Annotated in this window: 12 protein-coding genes and 1 pseudogene; 3 read left to right on the top strand and 10 right to left on the bottom strand. The window is 67.6% G+C overall.

Translation table 11 applies throughout. From position 1 onward, the window contains the following. Positions 1-2: 2 nt before the first annotated feature. Together DIE02_RS26630 and DIE02_RS26625 are read left to right on the top strand one after the other, a co-directional pair. Complete coding sequence (locus DIE02_RS26630; RefSeq protein ID WP_044843961.1) at positions 3-542, top strand: L-2-amino-thiazoline-4-carboxylic acid hydrolase; 540 nt, start codon at positions 3-5, stop codon at positions 540-542. Continuing rightward, positions 535-1,791, top strand: a complete 1,257-nt coding sequence (locus DIE02_RS26625) for a Zn-dependent hydrolase (RefSeq protein ID WP_124488830.1) — start codon at positions 535-537, stop codon at positions 1,789-1,791. The genes DIE02_RS26630 and DIE02_RS26625 overlap by 8 nt, the downstream gene beginning before the upstream one ends. 21 nt (positions 1,792-1,812) lie before the next feature. On the opposite strand, the gene DIE02_RS26620 is transcribed toward DIE02_RS26625, so the two are convergent. The 10 genes from DIE02_RS26620 to DIE02_RS26575 form a co-directional block, all read right to left on the bottom strand. Beyond that, a complete protein-coding gene (locus DIE02_RS26620) occupies positions 1,813-2,649 on the bottom strand; it encodes a cytochrome c (protein ID WP_124488829.1) in 837 nt (278 codons plus the stop codon). 280 nt (positions 2,650-2,929) lie between these two features. After that, positions 2,930-4,237 (bottom strand): hypothetical protein, encoded by a 1,308-nt coding sequence (locus tag DIE02_RS26615; protein ID WP_124488880.1) that lies wholly within the window; start codon positions 4,235-4,237, stop codon positions 2,930-2,932. Further along, entirely contained in the window at positions 4,237-6,060 is a 1,824-nt protein-coding gene (glmS, locus tag DIE02_RS26610) for a glutamine--fructose-6-phosphate transaminase (isomerizing) (protein WP_124488828.1), read from the bottom strand. The genes DIE02_RS26615 and glmS overlap by 1 nt, the downstream gene beginning before the upstream one ends. 129 nt (positions 6,061-6,189) lie before the next feature. Further along, entirely contained in the window at positions 6,190-6,678 is a 489-nt protein-coding gene (locus DIE02_RS26605) for a hypothetical protein (protein ID WP_044843966.1), read from the bottom strand. Continuing rightward, complete coding sequence (gene pgaC / locus DIE02_RS26600) at positions 6,656-7,927, bottom strand: poly-beta-1,6-N-acetyl-D-glucosamine synthase (RefSeq protein ID WP_124488827.1); 1,272 nt, start codon at positions 7,925-7,927, stop codon at positions 6,656-6,658. Before pgaC ends, DIE02_RS26605 begins: the two co-directional genes overlap by 23 nt. Next, positions 7,924-10,017 (bottom strand): poly-beta-1,6-N-acetyl-D-glucosamine N-deacetylase PgaB, encoded by a 2,094-nt coding sequence (gene pgaB, locus DIE02_RS26595; RefSeq protein WP_124488826.1) that lies wholly within the window; start codon positions 10,015-10,017, stop codon positions 7,924-7,926. Before pgaB ends, pgaC begins: the two co-directional genes overlap by 4 nt. Before the next feature lie 15 nt (positions 10,018-10,032). Beyond that, on the bottom strand, positions 10,033-12,966 hold the full coding sequence (gene pgaA / locus DIE02_RS26590; protein WP_124488825.1) for a poly-beta-1,6 N-acetyl-D-glucosamine export porin PgaA: 2,934 nt from the start codon (positions 12,964-12,966) through the stop codon (positions 10,033-10,035). Between the two features lie 104 nt (positions 12,967-13,070). Then, positions 13,071-13,829, bottom strand: a complete 759-nt coding sequence (locus tag DIE02_RS26585) for a hypothetical protein (protein ID WP_124488824.1) — start codon at positions 13,827-13,829, stop codon at positions 13,071-13,073. 72 nt (positions 13,830-13,901) lie between these two features. After that, on the bottom strand, positions 13,902-14,330 hold the full coding sequence (locus DIE02_RS26580) for a hypothetical protein (protein WP_044843971.1): 429 nt from the start codon (positions 14,328-14,330) through the stop codon (positions 13,902-13,904). Between the two features lie 689 nt (positions 14,331-15,019). Next, on the bottom strand, positions 15,020-16,015 hold the full coding sequence (locus DIE02_RS26575) for a LysR substrate-binding domain-containing protein (RefSeq protein WP_044843972.1): 996 nt from the start codon (positions 16,013-16,015) through the stop codon (positions 15,020-15,022). A gap of 738 nt (positions 16,016-16,753) precedes the next feature. Between DIE02_RS26575 and DIE02_RS26570 the strand changes: the two are divergent. Then, positions 16,754-16,941 (top strand): annotated as a pseudogene (locus tag DIE02_RS26570) (circularly permuted type 2 ATP-grasp protein); the annotation flags it as partial.

The following is a 16,941-nucleotide window of genomic DNA, read 5'->3' as shown; positions in this document are numbered from 1 at the left end:
CCATGACCGACACCACCCACGCATCCGCGGCGGCACCCGAGGACACGCGCCTCGGCATCCTCGCGCGGCGCCGCATCGAAGCGGAAATCATCAAGCCGATCTACGAGATCATGAAGCGCGAATTCGGCACCGAGCGCGCGCAGGCCGTGATCGCGGAGGCCGTGCGCGGCGCGGCCGTCGACGCGGGCCGCACGTTCGCCGCGCAGGAGCCCGACGGCACGAGCGTGCAGTCGTTCATCGCGCTGCAGGTGCTGTGGGAGAAGGACGATGCGCTCGACGTCGAGGTGCGCCGCGCGGACGACACGCACTACGACTACGACGTGCATCGCTGCAGCTACGCGGAGATGTATCACGCGATGGGGCTCGGCGAGATCGGCCACCTGCTGAGCTGCGCGCGCGACAGCTACTTCATCGAGGGTTACGACCCGCGCATCGCGCTGACGCGCACGAGCACGATCATGCAGGGCGGCAAGCGCTGCGATTTCCGCTATGCGCTGCAGGCGGCGCCGCGCGACGACACCCCGGAGGCCGGCAATGCGTGACGACCTCGCGACCGCACCGCGCGTCGACGGCGCGCGCCTGTGGGCATCGCTCGAACGCATGGCGCAGATCGGCGCGACGCCGAAGGGCGGCGTCTGCCGTCTCGCGCTGACCGACCTCGACCGCGAGTCGCGCGACCTGTTCGTGCAGTGGGCGCGCGATGCCGGCTGCACGGTGCGGGTGGACCGGATGGGCAACGTGTTCGCGCGCCGCGCGGGCCGCAATCCCGACGCCGCGCCGGTGATGACCGGCTCGCACGCCGATTCGCAGCCGACTGGCGGCCGTTACGACGGCATCTACGGCGTGCTCGGCGGCCTCGAGGTCGTGCGCGCGCTGAACGACGCGGGCATCGAGACCGAGCGCCCGATCGACGTCGTGATCTGGACCAACGAGGAAGGTTCGCGCTTCGCGCCGGCGATGATCTCGGCCGGCGTGTTCTCGGGCGTCTATTCGCTCGAATACGGGCTGTCGCGCACCGACGGCGCGGGCAGGACGATCGGCGAGGAACTCGCGCGGATCGGCTACGCGGGCGCCGAACCCGTCGGCGGCTATCCGGTGCATGCCGCGTACGAACTGCATATCGAGCAGGGTGCGATTCTCGAACGCGCGGGCAGGACGATCGGCGTCGTGACGGCCGGGCAGGGGCAGCGCTGGTACGAGGTGACGCTCACGGGCGTCGACGCGCACGCGGGCACGACGCCGATGGAATTCCGGCGCGACACGCTGGTGGGTGCCGCGCGAATGATCGAATTCGTCGATGCGCTCGGCCGCCGCCATGCGCCGCACGCGCGCGCGACGGTCGGGATGATCGAGGCGCGGCCGAATTCGCGCAACACGGTGCCGGGCGGCTGTTTCTTCACGGTCGAGTTTCGCCATCCGGACGATGCGGTGCTCGACGAACTCGACGCGGCGCTGCGTGCGGAACTGGCGCGCGTCGCGGCCGACGCCGGGCTCGGCGCGCAGATCGAGCAGATCTTCACGTACCCGCCGGTGCCGTTCGCGCCGCGCTGCATCGACGCGGTGCGCGATGCGGCGCAGGCGCTCGGGCTGTCGCACATGGACATCGTGTCCGGCGCGGGCCACGACGCGTGCTACGTCGCACGCGTCGCGCCGACCGGCATGATCTTCGTGCCGTGCGTCGACGGGCTGAGCCACAACGAAGCCGAGGCGATCACGCCGGAATGGTCGGCGGCGGGCGCCGACGTGCTGCTGCGCGCGGTGCTGCAAAGCGCGCAGGAACCGGGCGCGTGACGCGCACCTGACGGGCGCGGCTTACTTGCCGGCCTTGCGCCGCGCCATGTACGCGAGGTAGGCGACGATCTGGTCGAGTTCCCGGTCGCTCAACTGATCGGGCGGGAACGCCGGCATCGCGCGGCCCGGCCAGTCGCGCACCGCCGCCGGGTTGCGGATGTAGCGGCGCAGCGCGGCCGGCTGGAAGTAGTCGACCGGATTCATCGGTGCGTTCAGGTCGGGGCCGGCCTGGCTGCTGCCCGCGCCGTCGAGGCGGTGGCACGCGAGGCATTGCGTGGCGAACAGCCGCTGGCCCGCCCGGGCCGCATCGTTCGCCGGCAACGCCGGATCGACGGCGAGCGACGGCCAGCGCGCGAGCGGCGACGATTGGATCGTGATGCGCACGATCTGATATGGCCACTGCTCGCCGCGCACCGACGACGCGTCCGGCCCCAGCCACACGAGATAGAACGGCCCCGCGCTGACCTGTTTGCCCGGCAGCTTCGGCCACGGGTGCGCGGGGTCCTCGATCGCGAGCCACGCGACGGCGCCGGCCGGCGCACGGCGGCGCGCGAGATCCAGCGGCAGTTGCGCGGCGAAACCGTCGGCCGCGCGCGTTTCGAGCACGCCGTCCGCCGGCAGCGGCGTGTCGCCGAGCAGGGTGGCGAACGGTACCGCGCGGAACGTCATCGGCCGGCCGTACGCGATGTCGCGCGGCACGCGGATGTCCGTCGCGTCGGCGCGCGCGAGCAGCGCCTGGCGCGTCAGGACGCGAGGCGTGCCGTCGGTTTCGAGTTCGAGCGAGCCCTGGGCGGACGCGCGCGTCGCGATCAGGCACACCGTCACCAGCAACAGCGAAAACCACCGGCGCTTCAGCATTCGTTCTCCGTGGGGGCGTTCCGGCGGCGGCAGAAAGGCGAGCGCCGCGGCCGAGGGATGGAATCGGGCGACAGTCTATCCGGTACGGGCGGCGCTGGCGACTTCGGCGCGGGAGCGGGGGCGGCACGAGGAAGCGGGCCCGGCTGCCGCTGCAAGTCCGACTACCGGGCGACTACCGGGTGCGGCCGATACGCGCGGAGGGATCGCACTGCGCGATTGGGGTAAAGGCGCGAACGCCTCGATCGAGCGCGTCGGGCCGGATCGACGTGCCGGGTTGCCGTCAATGCGTCGAACACTGCGCGTCGCCCTTCGGCAACGGCGTTTCCCGCGTCGTGTCGAAATCCGCCTCGCGTGTCCCGGACGGCGTCAGCGACACGAAATGCATCGTCCCGCCGCGTGCCTGGAACCCGGCGACGCCGGTCGAGCCCCACGGAATCGGCGAACGCTGCACGCCGCTCACCGACATGCCCGTCGGCGAAAGCGCCAGGGTCAGCAGCCGCCCGTCGCGGGTCGGTACATAGGCATGCGTGCCGTCGACACCGATCCCGGCCTCGCGCACCGACGCCGGCAGGCAGTCGAGCGTGGCCAGACGACGGCCGTCCGGGTCGATCAGCATCGCGACGCCGCGATTGTCCGCCGTCGTCGTGACGACGACAAAGCGGTCGACCGCCGGCACATACGCGGACGAATAGACGTAGTACTGGATCGTGCCGTTCAGCGGCCCGAGCATGTCGAGTTTCGCCGTGACCGGATCGAACATCGCGTATTCGAGCGTCGCGTCCGTGCTGCCCTCGATGTATTTTTGCCAGACCAGCAGCGCGCGCCGCGGCGAACCCGCGACCACGGGCCACCATTCGCGGCGGTGCGGCGCGACCGGCACATGGTTCACCACGCGTCCTTCGGCATCGTAGGTTTTCACGTAGACGCCGTTGCCGGTGCCGAGGTTGTCGACGCCGCCGCCGTCGATCCAGTCGGCGGAATAGAACACGACGAAGCGTTCGCCCACCGCGGCGACGTGGCCCGAGTGGCCGCCTGCTTCGACGTCGTTCGGGTAGGGCTTGACCGGCTTCAGGTCGCGCCGATAGACGCCGTATCGCTGGCTGACCACCTGCGGCGTGTTCCAGCCGTCCTCGAACGTGACGAAGATGTCGCCGCGAGGGTTCTGCGCGATCGACACGGGCTCCTGCGCTTCCGGGCGGCTGATGAACGTATGGACGCGCAGCAGGCGCGGCTTGCCCGGCAGCCATTCGCCGACGTACACGTCATGCGGCCAGTCGCCGTTGCGCAGCGCGCCGCGCGGCACGATGCCCGAGCTGCTGAAGAACACCCAGCGCCGGCCGTCGCCGGCGTCGGCCACGCCGATCCCGTGCATGAAGCGCCGCGGGTCGCCGCGCTCCTGCGGCGACTGAGGTGACGCCGGCGCCTCCACGGTGACGGTGTGCACGACCGGCGCGCCGGCAAACGCGTGCGACGGCGCGGCGAACGCGCAGCACGCGCCGCAGAGCACGGTCGCGACGCGCCACGCGGCGGCGCGCCCGAACGCATGCGGGCGCGCGGTGGCGACTTGGGCCGCGACCGGCCGCCGCATCATTCGACGGTGACCGATTTCGCGAGATTGCGCGGCTTGTCGACGTCGGCGCCGCGCGCGCAGCCGACGTGATACGCGAGCAGCTGCAACGGGATCACGTTGACGATCGGCGACAGCGCGTCGCCCGATTCGCGCACGCGGATCAGGTGCGTGTCGCGGTCGGCGTCGATCTCGAGATGATGGCCGGCGAGCACGTACAGCCGTCCGCCGCGCGCGCGCACCTCGGCCATGTTGGACTTCAGCTTCTGGAACAGGCGGTCGTCCGGCGCGATCGTGACGACCGGCATCGCGCTCGTGACGAGCGCGAGCGGGCCATGCTTCAGTTCGCCGGCCGGATAGCCTTCCGCATGGATGTACGACACTTCCTTGAGCTTCAGCGCGCCTTCGAGCGCGATCGGATAGTGAATGCCGCGCCCGAGGAACAGCGCGTTCTCGGTGCGCGCGAACTTCGCGGCCCAGCCCATGATCTGCGTTTCCAGCGCGAGTGCGTGACCGATGCGCTCCGGCAGTTCGTGCAGCTGCTTCAGGTGCGTCGCGACCTGCGCGGCGTCGAGCCGGCCGCGCTGCTGCGCGAGCGCGAGCGTCAGCAGGAACAGCGCGACGAGCTGGGTCGTGAACGCCTTGGTCGACGCGACGCCGAGCTCGATGCCGGCGCGTGTCAGGAAGCTGAGCGGCGCGCTGCGCGCGATCGAACTCGTCGCCACGTTGCAGATTGCCATCGACATGTCCTGGCCCATCGCGCGCGCGCGCTCGATCGCGCCGATCGTGTCGGCGGTCTCGCCGGACTGCGAAATGCCGACGACGAGCGTGCGCGGATCGGGCACGGTATCGCGATAGCGGTATTCGCTCGCGATCTCGACCTGCGCCGGGATGCCCGCGATGCCCTCGAGCCAGTATTTCGCGGTCAGGCCCGCGTAGTAGCTGGTGCCGCAGCCGAGCAGCAGCACGCTTCGGGTCTTCGACAGCAGCGCACGCGTGCTGTCGCTGCCGCCGAACAGCGCGGGCGAGACCGTGTCGATGCCGTCGATCGTGGCGGCGATCGCCTTCGGCTGTTCGAAGATCTCCTTCTGCATGAAGTGCTGGTACGGGCCGAGGGCGGCGTCGTCGTCGCGCGCCTTGACGAGGCACAGCGGACGCTGTGCCTCGCTCCCGACCGAGTCGACCACGGCGATCCGCTCCGGCGTGATCAGCGCGACGTCACCGTCTTCCAGGTAGACGAAACGGTCGGTCAGGTCGCCGAGTGCCGCGCAATCGGACGCGAGATAGTTCTGGTCCGCGCCGATGCCGATCACGAGCGGCGAGCCCGCGCGCGCGGCGACGAGCCGCTGCGGCTCGCGCGCGCTCAGCACGGCGATCGCGTACGCGCCGTGCAGCCGCTTGACCGCGCGAATCACCGCGTCGAACAGGTCGTCGCGATACATGCTGTGGATCAGGTGGGCGATCACCTCGGTGTCGGTCTCGCCGCGAAACGTATAGCCGCGCTCCCGCAGTTCGGCGCGCAGCGCATCGTGGTTTTCGATGATGCCGTTGTGCACGACCGCGATCGTGTCGCCCGACATGATCGGGTGCGCGTTCATTTCCGACGGTGCGCCGTGCGTCGCCCAGCGCGTGTGCGCGATGCACGTCTGCGCTTCGAGACCGAGCGTCAGCACGCGGTCCTGCAAGTCTGCCACGCGCCGCAACGTGCGTTCGCTGCGCAGGCAGCCGTCACGCAGCACGGCGATGCCGCACGAATCGTAGCCGCGATATTCGAGCCGGCTCAGTGCATTGACCAGTTGCGGGACCTGATTGTTCAGGCCGCTTGCTCCGACGATTCCGCACATGATTCACCTCGTCTACAGGAAGTTTTCCGGCCGGCGCGCGACGCGCGCCAGGACGATTTCAGGAGCGCCGTCGCGTCATGCGGCGTGCGTGGCGCAGTGCGCAGTGCGTTGCGGCACGGCGCGGGTGACCTACTCGCGGGGCTGCGGTCCCGCATGCGCGATCCATTCGATGCCCGAGATCGAGCCGTTCGCGTCGTGCGACGCGACGAGAATGCGCGTCGTGCGCCGCGCGCCGCGCCGGCGGGCGCCCGCGAGCGCGGTCGGCGGCACCGAGCGCATCTTCACGCTGGCCGAGCGCCGCAGCATCTTCGACACGCGCAACCGGTACGCGAGCGGATGCACGACGCGTCCCGCGATCAGCCACGTGACGATCGTGCCGGCGATCAGCGCGATGCTCGTCACGTAGAACACGATCTGCTCGATCGGCATCTCGGCCTCGTTGAACGGCAGCAGGTAGCGGTACGTGTAGATGCAGATCGATGCCCATACTCCTCCGACCAGCGCGGGCCGCACGAGGCGGAACCATGCGACGAGCACGGGCCCGACGACGACGCCGCGCTCGGCGATCATTTCGCGCGGCGCGCGCAGGGAAAGGTCAATAATCGGCGCGTTCTTCATGTTGAATGCCTCGGTCGGGACTGACCCAGACGGCGCGCTTGCCGCGGCCCCGCAGTACGACGGCGGGCAGGGCGACGACGGTGGTGATCATGCTGATCAGCCAGAACGCGACGGGGTACCAGACGGTGTCAAGGAAATACATCAGGAGTTTTTCGTCGTAACGACGATCGATCATGCTGCCGATGATCAGCTGCAGGATGCAGGTCGCGACCAGCAGCATCCCGTGCCAGTGCGGCACCACGGACACATGCCAGTCGGGCGGAAGCGGGTAGACGACGTCGACGAGCGCGAGCAGCAGGATGAACGACATCGAGTAGGCCCACGTGATGCCGATCAGGTACTCGACGAACAGCGGCCACATCATCATCTGGGTCGGCCGCGCGAGCGTGCCCGCGTACTTGATCAGCACCTGGATGCCGCCTTTCGCCCAGCGCAATCGCTGCCGGTAGAGACCCTTCAGCGTCTCGGGCATCAGGATCCAGCTGAGCGCGTGCGGCTCGTACACGACGCGCCAGTCGCGGCACTGCAGCTTCCAGCTGATGTCGATGTCCTCGGTCAGCATGTCCGAGCTCCAGTAGCCGACGTCGGCGAGCGCGGTCTTGCGGAACATCGTGATCACGCCCGACACCGTGAAGATGCGGCCGTACACTTGCTGCGTGCGCTTGATCAGGCCGACGATCGACGAGAATTCGCCGACCTGCATGCGTCCCAGCAGCGACGTGCGCGTGCGGATGCGCGGGTTGCCGGTGACCGCGCCGACGCCCGGGTCGGTCAGGAAGTGCTCGAGCATCCAGCCGATCGCGTCATGCGCGAGCAGCGCATCGCCGTCGATGCAGAGCAGGTATTCCGCGTTCGATACCGCCGCCGCGGTGGTGAGCCCGACCGCCTTGCCTTCGTTGCGCGCGTGATGGATGACGAGCAGCCGCGGGATCTCGACGGCCAGCTCGTTGAGGATGTCGCCCGTGCGGTCCCGGCTGCCGTCGTTGACCGCGATGATGTCGTAGTTCGGGTAGTCCATCGCGTTGAGGTGGCGGATCACGCTGCGTGCGTTGGCGGCCTCGTTGTAGCACGGCACGACGATCGAGATCTTCGGGATGCCGCTCGCGGCGATCGTGCGCGTCGACAGCTCGCGGCCTTCCTCGAGCAGGAAATAATGGACGACGCCGCCGATCATCCACAGATACGACATGAAGAACGGATAGTAGAAGACGAAGTCCTGCAGGCGCTGGATGATGCCGTGGGTGGTCATGGCGTCTTGGTCCCCTGTGCATGCTGCATCTGCATCAGCGCGTTGATGGAGGTCGGATCGAGGCGCGACTTCAGCGACATCACGTCGCGCATCGCGTCGAGTTCCGGCTGGCCGTTCAGGAAGTTGTCCGGGTAGTAGCCGAAATTCACGGCGCCCTCGCTGCGCAGTCGTCGCATCTGCGCAAGCAGCGTGCCGGCCGGCACCTGCTTCTGCGCGCGCCAGTCGTACGACTGCAGTTCGAACACGGTACGCTGCAGCCCGCGCTGCTTGGCGCGGACGGCCCGCACGAGCTGATCCAGCCAGCCCTCGGGATCCTTCGCCTGCTCCATGTACGGCATCGCCATCAGCGCCACGTAGTCGTAGGTGGCGAGGAAATCGTCGTAGTTCTGCGCGTACCACGCTTCCGATTCGGGCTTGAGCACCGGCAGCGCGTAGATGTTGCGCGCGGTCAGCACGTCGCCCACGTTCTGATGGGCCAGCACGATCTGTTCGAGCTGGCGGGTCAGGTCGATCAGGTAGCGCGACTTCTGGCGCGTCCAGCGTTTCAACAGGTCGGGATTTTCGCGGATCTTGCCGACGTCGGCCGGCAGCCCCCACTGCGAATAGGTGCGCAGCGCATGCCGGCCCGCATCCTCGTAGTCGTCGAGCACGGCGTCGTCGCTGAACAGGATGCCGCTGAACGACGCGTGCTTGCTGAGATCCTCGTAGATCTGCTGGATCATCAGCCGCGCCTCCGGATCGAACGGGCTCAGCCGGAACACGCGCGTGCCGTTCTCGCGGGCCGGTGCGCCGCCGAATGCGCTGACGGCCTCGAGCCCGCGCTGCTTGTCCGGCGGCGGCCGGAACGCGAGCACCGGCATCCACGCGTACACCTGCACGTTGGAGCGCGTGTTGAGCTGCCACGCGGCGCGCGAGAACAGGTCGGCGCGCATCGGCAGGTGCCGGTTCGGGAAATACACCGCTTCGGCCACGCCCGTGCCTTTCGGATCGGCATACGCCTGCAGGTACACCGATTTCGGCTGCATCCGGTAGATGCGTTCGATCAGCTTGCCGAGATTCGCTTCCTGCCGCGCGGGATCCGGATCGTAGACCTGGTCGAGATCGACCTGCACGGTGCGCTCGGGCACGTCGACGTCGCCGCGGTTGGAGGCCGGCTCGCGCATCGAGCGTTCGAACCCGCCGATGTCGACGTCGTACATCATCAGGATCCGTCTCAGCCGGTCCAGCGGCACGTCCGGCGTATTCGGGCCGGCATCGAGGCTGAACTGGATGTCCATGCCGAGCGACGTCGATATCTGGCGCACGGGCTGGTTTTCCGCGCCGTATGGCCACACCATCGAGCGAGCAACGATGCCCGTGTGTTCGCGGATCTGGCGCACGCACGTCTGCAGGTCGTCGTGCACGCGTGCGTGGAATTCGGCGTCGGTTTCATAGCGTTTCTGGTCTTGCAGGTAGAGGTGCGACGTGGTCGCCGGCAACTCGTTGCCTTGCGGATTCGCGATCGCGCCGTGATGGAGGTTGTGGGTATGGCAGCCGAGCTCGACGAGGTCCGACTGGCCGAGCTTCTTCACCTCGTCCCACGACAGGAAGTAGTCGCGCGGCACCTGGACCTTGTCGCTGATGCGGATCGGCACATTCGGCGGTGCATCGATCCACGCGGTGACGATGCCCATCACGGCCGGATACTTGAAGCGCTCGAGCAGCGGCAGCACTTTCGTGTAGTGGCTGCGAAAGCCGTCGTCGAACGTGAGCAGCACGGAACGCGGCGGCAGCGGCTTGCCGCCGTGCCGGGACGCCTCGATCTGCTTGACCGTGATGGTGTGGTAGTTGTTGGTCTGCAGCCACGAGAAGATCGCGGTCAGCGTGCCGGTATCGACCGCGAACGGATCGACCAGCGCCGACGGGGGCTTGAACGACTCCATCAGGTTGTCGCGCACGTCATGCAGGCAGATGACGCGAAACGTCTTGCCGTCGGCCGGATCGGATGGCGGCAGCAGGTCGATCATCTTGGCGTTCGTCACGCCCGGGAACAGCGAACAGGCGGTGAACGTGCCGAGGCATCCGCACATGAAGGTCCGTCTGGTTTGCATTGCGCGATCTCCTTGCTAGAACGGCAGATTGAGCGACAGGAAGCCGGTTTCGGAGCGCTCGCGCTGGCCGTCGTACGCGTGGCTGCTGACCTCGACGCCATAGCTCAGCGTGATGTCGTGCTTGAACGTCCACGCGTGCTCGAGACGCGCGCTCCACAGCGGGCTGCTGCCGAAGCCGCGCTCGTTGTACACGCCGCCCGACGCCGAGACGCGCTGCTGCAGCGACATGTCGCCCTTCTTCCACAGCGTCAGCTGGTGCATGACGGTCGCCGCGGCCGCATAGTCGCGGCGCGGACTGAAGTAGGGCGCGTCGTTGCGCGTGTTGCTGTCGGTGCCGAGATCCAGCGAGACGTTGACGAGCTGCCTGGCGGACGTGTACACACGCTGCGTGGCGGTTGCCGTGATTTCCTGGTGCAGGTTCGAATCGCTGTAGCGGCTCACGCCGTAGCTCAGCTTCACCTCGCGGCGGTCGTTCTGGCGATACACGACCGACGCGTTCGCGGAGCGGCCCCAGATATGCGCGGCATACGCCTTCCACGGCAGCGAGTTGTCGTTGCTGTCGAGGCCGGCGCTGACCGTCCAGTAGTCGTTCAGCGCGTACGCGATCGATCCGCGGCCGCCGGTTCGGCCGTCCGAGCCGAACGAGCGCGTGACTTCGCCCTGCACGGTGAGCGGCCCGTGCCGGTAGTCGCCGCCGACGCCTGTGCGCGTGCGGCTGACGCTGCCGGAATCGGTTTGCGCGTGGCCGAAGAACGTATGCGAGAAGACGCGCCAGTTGTCGCCGAACGGTTGCGAATACACATAGCTGTCCGACGTGAAGCTGTTGTCGGCCAGTGCACTGTTGCCGTGCTCGAAGCTCAGGTCGGTCGTGAACACGGGGCTGCGGTATGCCTTGTAGTCGCGCTTGAAGCTGCGCACGGCGCCGCTGTCCGGGAACGTGTTGTCGAGGGTCTGGTCGACGTTCTTCGCGGTTGCGTAGTCGTCTGCCGTCAGCGCCGCGCGGCCGAGGCCGGCGAGCATCTCGACGCTGTCCGGGTGGTCGGTCAGCGATGCGCGATACATCGCGATCGCCTGGCGGGGATGCGACTGGCCGGATACCGCGTCGGCGTGCGCGGCACGGACTTCCGCGTTGAACGGCACCTCCTTCTCGAGCTGTTCCAGCGCGGCGATCCCCTCGTCGGTGTGACCCGTGAAGATCAGGTATTGCGCGCGCAGCCGGTAGTAGCGCAGATAGTCGCTTTCTTCCGGACCGACGTTGCGCACTTCGTTGACCGGCGGCAGGGACTTGCCCATGTCGTCGAGCACCTGCTTCGCGTCCGCCGCGCGTGCCTGGTCGACATACGACCAGAACAGCCCTTCGCGAAGTTCGATCGGACGCGTGCGTGCGCCGTACTGGAAGCCGCGGGTCGCACGGTCCGTAGGCGACGCGGTCGCCTGGTTCAGCGCACGCTGGTACACGCCGTTCGCCTTGGCCGGTTCGCTCAGGTACAGGTAGGCGTCGCCAACCGCCGCCAGCGCGTCGATCGAGATCTCCGCATTGGACGGGATCGTCTCGAACGTCGCGACGGCCGGCTTCATGTCGCCGCGTGCCGCGAGGGCGACCGTGCGGTCGCCCGCGAGCGCCGTCCTGACCGGCGCATAGTCGGGCGTGGCCGGCATCCGCTTGTCGAGGTCGTCGGCCGCGCGCAGCGCGTTGTCGATCCCGTCGAAGCGGTCCGGACTCGTCATCGAGCGCGACTTGTCGCGTCCGCCGCGCACCTGCTGGCGTATCGACAGCTCTTCCAGCTGCGCGACGTCGACGGCCGAGAACGCATCGGGCCGTGCCTTCGCTTCCTCGAGCGCCTGGATCGCGCCGCCGCTCGCCGCGAGGCCGAACACGTCGTTGCGCACGGTCGCGACATCGGCGGTACGGAGATTCGGTATCTGGGCATTCGGTGTCTGGACGTCGGGGCCTTGCGATCGCTGGATCGACTCGCCGGGTAGCTGGGCGCCGGGCGTCTGCGAATTCGGTGCCTGCGAGGACGGCGGCTGAGCGCCGGGCGTCTGGGTCACCGGCGCAGGCGAGGTCGGCATGGGGGTGCCGGATGCCTGCGCGGTTTGCGTCGGTGTCGTCGCTGTCGTCGCAGCATTCGGCGATGCGGCGGCAGCGGCCGGTGCGGGCTGGGTCGGCGCGTCCGATGCATGCGCGACCGGAGCCGATGTATTCGGCGGCGCGGTGTCGGGTGCCTGGGCAAGCGGGATTGAAGCATCCGACGATTGCGCGGCTGGAGCCGATGTGTTCGGCGGCGCGGTGTCGGGTGCCTGGGCAAGCGGGATTGAAGCATCCGACGATTGCGCGGCCGGAGCCGATGTGTTCGGCGGCACGGTGTCGGGTGCCTGGGCAAGCTGGATTGAAGCGTCCGACGATTGCGCGGCTGGCGCCGATGTGTTCGGCGGCGCGGTGTCGGGTGCCTGGGCAAGCGGGATTGAAGCGTCCGACGATTGCGCGGCTGGCGCTGACATATTCGGCGACGCGATGTCGGGCGCCTGGGCAAGCTGCTGCGTCTGCGCATCCGACGATCGCGCGTCCGGCGCCGGTTCACTCGGCTGCGCCGCGTCCGGCTCCACCACGACCGTGGTCGGCATCGCCTGCGGCTGCGGGTTCGCCGCCTGCGCGATCTGCATCGATGCGTCCGATGCCTGCGCGATCGGCGTCGGCGCATGCGGGGGCAGGGCGTCCGGGCCCTGGGCGAGCCGCATCGACGCCTCCGTCGGCTGCATGCCGGGCGGCAGCGCATCCGGCGCGCCGTGGGTGCCTGCGACTTCCCTCGCGCTGCCCGGTTCCGCGTCGCCTTCGGCGGCAAGACAGGAGCCGGACGCGATGAGCAGCAACAGCAAGGGCGCGTGCAGGAGGATCCGCCGGTTGGGCGGAGCGACGGTGGTGCATTGTTGTTGACGATTGTTAGCCACGATGTCTCCTCACTCTGAAACGATCACATCGGTTGCACGCCCGACGACGCGCGTCGCCGGTCGTCGTGCTGCCGGGCAGTGAGGCCCGGCAGCGTCCGGCCGCTTCACAGGCGGTTGCGGATCGCTTGTCCAAGCAGCGCGCGCGATTCGCTGTTCTTCGGGTCGATGGCGAGGGCCCGGCTCGCGTTGTGCTCGACGCAGGTCCATTCGTCGATCCGTGCGCACCAGCGCGCCCTGGCGAGGGCGCGGGCGCCTTCCATCTCGTCGCGCGTGACGCTGGTGGTCTGCATGTGCGTCGTGTCGGCGATATCCGATTGCGGTTGCCGTGTCGGCGTGGGCTCGGGGTGTTGTCTCGTGCGTGCCAGCGCCTGCGAACGCGACGTCCGGTGCGTGTCAGCGGGGCGTGCCGCGCGAGCGCTCGCCGATGCGGCGTGTGCACCGGCCGCGAGCGTCGTGGTCGGCACATGCGCGGGGCGCGGGTGTTTCGCGGCGGGGCGGGCGGTCGGTGGTGGCGGCACGGCCGGGGCGGTCGCGGCCGATCCTGCAGGCATCGCCGACGCAAACGGCGTACCCGGTGCGGAAGGCGTCACCGGCTCGGCCTGCCCGGCCGTCGACGCCGCGCGGGAGGCGTCGGCCGTCGCGGCCACGATGGCCTGGCGATACTTCCCGACGGTGGTGCCGATCAAGCCGGCGATGTCGTGCGTCACGGTTGCATGGCTGCCCCCCACGTCTCGCTCGACGTAGGCGAAGGCGCCGAAGATCGCGGCAAATGCAACGATGCTGAGCGCCGCATTCTTTCCCGGTCCCCAGGAGGGCTTCGGCTGACGGACGGGCGCGCCGTCCGGTCGCTCTGCACGAGTCATTCGATTCTCCTGTCGATGGATTGCAGTGCATGACGCGGGTGCGCGCCCTTGGCGCGCGGATTCGACTGACGTTCACCACCGCAACTGCGTGGTGAGTGCGCCGGTTTCGACCACCGCGAACTGGGTCGCTCCCTGATAGGTCCCTTCGACCCGGTAACTTGCATCGGGCACGCTGAACAGACAGCGCGAACCCGTCGCGTTGAATTCGACGAGGACGCGTCCATGCCGTCGCAGCCGCACCTGCACGTTCGACAGCGGTTGCCCGGTGGCGCCCGATACGAACGACACACCGAGGTTGTACGGCCGGCCATCGGGGGGAAGCGGCGCCGTACCGTCGATTCGCGCGTCGCCGCAGACGTACGAAATCACGTATCGCCCGGAGCCGGTATCGGACGAGGGTGTCGGGGCCTGGTTCGGAGTTTGGGCCGCGGCATGAATGCAGAGCGCGGATACGACAATGCCGAGGAGCCGGCGACCATGCTGTTCAAACGAGGAAGACATTGCAACCTCCATCCGGAATCGCTGGCAATGCACTTATTCCGATTTGAAAATTAGCGACGCTATTTCGTTTTGCGACAACGCTATTGATACACGATGGGTTTCGAACAAACAATCATGTGTGGCCCGAATGGGACAAGCTTTAAATGTCTTATTTAAATAGGATTGGCAATAATTCGACGAAATGGATCAGCTCTGAACAAAGGCGATATTGCCGAATATGAAATTTGCTCATCGGTAGCGATGACCATTTTGCAAATTTCCGACGTAAGTGGTACCGACGTTTGTACCGAAAAGTAACGACTGATAAAAGGAAGACTTTCCTCTTTCATCGAAGCATCACGGCGAATTTCGGAGTGCAGGTCAGGAAATCGAAAGAGGGGATATGGCCTTATCGATGAAAAATGCCATTGCATGAAAAGAGAAACTTTTAATTTGTTCTGTAACAGGTTATTTCTGTCGTATGAATCGGAAATTTATTCGGGGTCGATGTTTTCGATGTAAATTAAATGCGATTCGGCTCGCAAACGTTTGCCTGTTTTTGCGGGTTTAATCGAGGTACGGAACGCATATCGAAGACGGAGCAGGAGCGGAAAATGCTCCGCGATTGCGCACGTCGAATAACCGCGCGCCGGGCGGATTGCATCCGCGCGGCGCGCTGGCGAGTCGGGTGACGAGGGGCGGTGAGGGCGCTACCGGCTGCCGCCGGCGCTGCGGCGCGCGATGCGCATGGCCGGCGCGATCGACTCCTCGGCCGCCCGCGCGCCGTCGGCCGCGGTGCGCGGCCGGTTCATGATGTAGGTCCACAGCTGCTCGGCCGCGAGCCCGCGCTTGCGCGCGGACCGGTACAGGCGAATCTCGAGTTCGGTGATCCAGTCCGCCGAGCCCGCGCGGACGAGCGAGCCCTCCGCGAGCTCCTTCGCCACGCAGCTTTCGGGCAGCCAGCCGATCCCGTGCCCGGCCACGACCATCCCCTTCAGCGCCTCGGACATGTGCGTCTCGAAGCACCGGTGCAGCGCGTACGGTTCGGCCGCGTTCAGCAGCAGCATTTCGACCACGTTCCCGAGGAACGCGCCCGACGAATACGCGAGCAGCGGCAGCGGCGCGTCCGGCGTGCCCGGCAGTTCGAATACCGGTTTGCCGCGCGCGTCGGGCGTCGATACCGGCAGGATCCGTTCGACGCCGAGCGTGACGAACGGGAAGTGGTTCGGATCGAGCACGATCGGCAGTTGCGGATGGTGATAGCCGAGCAGCAGGTCGCATTCACCTTCGACGAGCTGCTGCACGCCTTCGGGCACGTTCACCGCGTTGACGCGTGCGGTCACGTGGCCGACTTCGCCGTTCAGCTGCTTGAGCCATTCGGGGAACAGCGTGAACACGAGCGTATGCGCGACCGCGAAGCGCACCACCTGGTCGCTTGCCGCGAACTGGTCATAGCCGTTCACGAGGTTGCGTGCCGCATACATGCTGCGCAGGATGTCCGCGGCCAGCCCGCGGAACATCTGCCCGGCCGGCGTCAGCGCGATCGGGTTGATGCTGCGGTCGACCAGCTTCGCGTCCATCCACGTTTCGAGCGCGGCGATGCGCCGGCTGAACGCCGACTGCGTGAGGTGCCGATGACGCGCGGCCCGGGAAAAGCTCTTGGTATCCGCAAGGCTCAGGAAATCTTCCAGCCACTTTGCTTCCATGTTGATCTTCGCTGTTTATAGTCGGCGCCGGGAGGAGCGGCACCATTTCACTGAACCGGTTTGGTAGCGTACCGCGCCTCGCGCATGGGGGCCGATGTTTTTTTTCGATCGGTGTCAGTCGAAATATGCATGGGCGTTGTCGGCGGGATTACGGCTGCATAAGTTCGAGGTGCCGGACCCGGCTAACCGGTTAGTTCACCGCGTCGAACTGCCCGACCTGCCGCAGACGGTACTTCCCCCAGGGCCGGCCTCGTGCCGGCCCGCCTTTCCGTCATTCCGCCCGGTAACCGAAGGATGCGGCGCCATTCCCGTCCGCGGTGCAGGACGGGCCGCCGCGACGGGCCGCCGCCGCCGCCGCGCGGTTCGCTGCGATGCGGCAAGACCGGCCGAGGAGGTGGCGGGACGCGGTCGAGTGCACGGCGGCGGGAAGCCGTGCCGGTACGGGCTCGGAGCTGCTGCCGGCGGGCAGCGCGGCAACGGGCAGGCGTGCGGGCAGGGGGAGGTATTGGTGCAGTGCAGCTTGCACAGTCGTGACACGCAGGGGAACTATGTTTCACAGACGCGGCGCAGCAGCGGCCGTGCACGGGCACGGCACGCCGCTGGCGCGTCCCGCTCCGTGCGTCGCACCATCATGGTGCGGCATGCTGCGGGGGCGTGCCGGCCGCGCGACAAAAAGGGGGACCTGAGGGGTTATCGCAAGGCACGTTCCTTGCAAGGCAGTTAGTACGCCGGTCCGGCATGCGCAATGCCGGGGAAAACGATCGATGGAGAAAAAGATCGATGAAGCCATTCGATGAAATGCTGCAATCCGGCGATATGGTGAGGGCGCCCTACGCGCGCCTCAAGCAGTGGCTCGACACGCAGAACCCTGCAAGCCTCGCCCAGAAAGCCCACGACGCGGAAGGCGTGTTCCGCAGGACGGGCAT

Source organism: Burkholderia sp. Bp8991 (assembly GCF_003853795.1).
Lineage (GTDB): Bacteria > Pseudomonadota > Gammaproteobacteria > Burkholderiales > Burkholderiaceae > Burkholderia.
The sequence above is the reverse complement of the archived record's forward strand: the minus strand, read 5'-3'. Positions and strand labels throughout refer to the sequence as shown.